This window comes from Actinomadura sp. GTD37, assembly GCF_041951365.1.
Taxonomy (GTDB): domain Bacteria; phylum Actinomycetota; class Actinomycetes; order Streptosporangiales; family Streptosporangiaceae; genus Spirillospora.
Map to the genome: position 1 here is coordinate 1 of NZ_JBGNUS010000002.1, position 3,166 is coordinate 3,166.

The 3,166-nt window shown below is 73.7% G+C and carries 2 protein-coding genes; one reads left to right on the forward strand and one right to left on the reverse strand.

Annotated elements, in window-relative coordinates; translation table 11 throughout:
• The first annotated feature begins 192 nt into the window (after nucleotides 1–192).
• Nucleotides 193–1,845 (forward strand): glycerol-3-phosphate dehydrogenase/oxidase, encoded by a 1,653-nt coding sequence (locus ACA511_RS14135; RefSeq protein WP_375024740.1) that lies wholly within the window; start codon nucleotides 193–195, stop codon nucleotides 1,843–1,845.
• A gap of 30 nt (nucleotides 1,846–1,875) precedes the next feature.
• Here the strand turns inward: ACA511_RS14135 and ACA511_RS14140 are convergent, their stop codons facing one another.
• Complete coding sequence (locus ACA511_RS14140; RefSeq protein ID WP_375024741.1) at nucleotides 1,876–3,030, reverse strand: NADH:flavin oxidoreductase; 1,155 nt, start codon at nucleotides 3,028–3,030, stop codon at nucleotides 1,876–1,878.
• Nucleotides 3,031–3,166 lie beyond the last annotated feature (136 nt).

The following is a 3,166-nucleotide window of genomic DNA, read 5'->3' on the forward strand; positions in this document are numbered from 1 at the left end:
CGGCTTCTGGAACACCACCGACGAACTCCGCCAGAACTGGAACCAGGACAAACGCTGGGAACCCACCTGGAACCACCAACAACGCCAAACCGGCTACGCCGGATGGAAGAAGGCCGTCGAACGCACCCTCGACTGGGTCGACGTCGACTGACCCGCGCACGACCCTGATCGACCTCTACTCGGGAGCATGCAGTGACATCCGTAGCCCTCGGTCCGCGGTACCGCGAGGACGCCCTGCGCGGCCTCGCCGAGACCGAGTTCGACGTCCTGGTCGTCGGCGGCGGCATCGTCGGCGCCGGCGCGGCCCTCGACGCGATCTCGCGGGGGCTGTCCGTCGCCCTCGTGGAGGCGCGGGACTGGGCGGCCGGGACGTCCGGCCGGTCCAGCAAACTGATCCACGGCGGGCTGCGCTACCTCGAGCGGCGCGAATTCGGGCTGGTGCGGGAGGCGCTGCGGGAGCGCGGCCTGCTGCTGCACCGGCTCGCGCCCCACCTGGTGCGTCCCGTCCGGTTCCTGTATCCGCTGCGCAACCGGGTGTGGGAGCGGGCGTACGTCAGCGCGGGCGTCACCCTGTACGACACGATGGGCGGCTCCCGCGCGCTCCCCCGGCACCGGCAGCTGACCCGGCGCGGCGCGCTGCGGCAGGCGCCGGCGCTGCGGGCGGACGCGCTCGTCGGCGCCGTCCAGTACTACGACGCCCAGGTGGACGACGCCCGCTACACGATGACGGTCGCCCGGACCGCCGCCCAGTACGGCGCGAAGGCCGTCACGCGCGCCGAGGTGACGGGGTTCCTGCGGGAGGGCGAGCGGGTCACCGGCGCCACCGTCGTGGACCTGGAGGGCGGCCGCGAGATCGCCGTACGGGCCCGGCGCGTCGTGTGCGCGACCGGCGTGTGGACGGACGGCGCGCAGGCGATGACCGGGTCGCGGGCCGTGTTCGGCGTGCGGGCGTCCAAGGGCGTCCACATCGTGGTGCCGCGCGACCGGATCCCGATGGACACGGGGCTGATCACGCGGACGTCCAGGAGCGTGCTGTTCGTCATCCCGTGGGGGCGGCACTGGCTCGTCGGCACGACCGACACCCCGCACGACGGCGGCCCGGACGAGCCCGTCGCCGACCACACCGACGTCGGCTACCTCCTCGACCAGGCGAACGCCGTCCTGCGGACCCCGCTCACGCACGACGACATCGAGGGCGTGTACGCGGGGCTGCGTCCGCTGCTGTCCGGCGAGCTGGACGACACGGCGCGGCTGTCGCGCGAGCACGCGGTCGCCGAGCCGGTGCCGGGCCTCGTCGTCGTCACCGGCGGCAAGTTCACCACCTACCGGGTGATGGCGCGGGACGCGGTCGACGTCGTCGCGGAGGGCCTGGACGCGTCCGTCCCCGCGTCGGTCACGGAGCGGCTGCCGGTCCTCGGCGCGACCGGCTTCGAGGTGCTGTGGAACGAGCGGCGGCGCCTCGCCGCCGAGTCCGGCCTGCACGTCGCGCGGATCGAGCACCTGCTGCACCGGTACGGGTCGTGCGCCCGCGAGGTCCTGGACCTGGTCGCCGGCCGCCCGGCGCTCGGCGCGCCCGTCCCCGGCGCCGAGGACTACCTGTGCGCGGAGGCCGTCTACGCGGTGACGCACGAGGGCGCGCTGCACCTGGAGGACGTCCTCGCCCGGCGGCTGCGCGTCGCGATCGAGGAGTGGGACGGCGGCGTCGCGGCGGCGTCCCGCGTCGCCGAGCTGGTCGCGCCGATCCTGGGCTGGGACGAGGAGGGGATCAGCGACGAGGTCAAGCGGTACGTCCGGCGCACCGCCGAGGAGCGGCGCGGCGGCGCGGCCGTCGCGGAGGCCGCGTAGCCGGTCGCCGCGCCACCGCCCCGGCCCGCGTCAGGTCGGGATGAGGGGGCAGTGGGTGCCCTTGTAGATGGTGGGGACGCAGTGGTTGCAGTGGGTGCACAGGGACGGCGTGGACGGGTCCGCGGCGATGCGGTTCACCAGGTCGGGCTCGCGGAGGAGCGCGCGGGCCATCGCCACGAACTGGAAGCCCTCTCCCATCGCCTTGTCCATGGTCTCGCGATCGGTGATGCCGCCCAGCAGGATCAGCGGAAGGTCGAGTTCCGCCCGGAACCTGCGGGCGTGCTCCAACAGGTAGGCGTCCTGGTAGGGGTAGGCGCGCAGGAACCACTTGCCGAACATCCGCATGCCGATGCGCAGGGGGAGCTTGTAGTTCGCCGCGAACTCGGGGATGGGCATCGGGCCGCGGAACAGGTACATCGGGTTGAGCAGTGAGCTGCCGGCGGTCAACTCCAGCGCGTCGACCGTGCCCTCCTCCTGGAGCTTCCGGGCGACGTACAGGCTGTCCTCGATCTCCAGGCCGCCGCGCACGCCGTCGCGCATGTTGAGCTTGCCGGTGACCGCGATGCGGTCGCCGACCTCGTCGCGGACGGCGCGGGCGATGCCGAGCGCGACCTTGGCGCGGTTCTCGATCGGCCCGCCGTAGGCGTCCTTGCGCCGGTTGAGGCGGGGGCTGAGGAACGAGCTGGCCAGGTAGTTGTGCCCGAAGTGGATCTCCACGGCGTCGAAGCCGGACTCGATCGCCAGCCGCGCGGCGGCGGCGTGCGCGCGGGTGATGCGCTCGATGTCGCCGGCCGTGGCGACCTTGGTGAAGGCCATGCCGAGCGGGTTGAAGAACCGCCCGGCCGAGATGGCGGGCATCTTGTTGGAGCTGGCGTCGGCGACGGGCCCGGCGTGCCCGATCTGGGCGGACGCGGCGGCGCCCTCGGCGTGCACGGCGTCGGTGAGGCGGCGCAGCCCGGGGACGGCCTCGGGCCGCATCCAGATCTGCCCCCGCTCGGTCCGCCCCTCGGGCGCGACCGCGCAGTACGCGACGGTCGTCATGCCCACTCCCCCGGCGGCGGGCCGCCGGTGGTACTCGATCAGGTCGTCGCTGACCACCGCGTCCGGGGTCATCCCCTCGAACGTCGCGGCCTTGATCACGCGGTTGCGCAACGTCAGCGGCCCCAGCCGAGCCGGTTCGAACACGTCCACAAGCAGACTCCGTTTCGCCGATCGGGTTCGAAGCCCAGCCACCGCGGCACGGGTCGGGCGGCCGGAGGGCGCTCCGCGCCCGGAGGTCGCCCGACCCGCCGGACGAGAGGCCGTTTAGCGAGACGCCCCC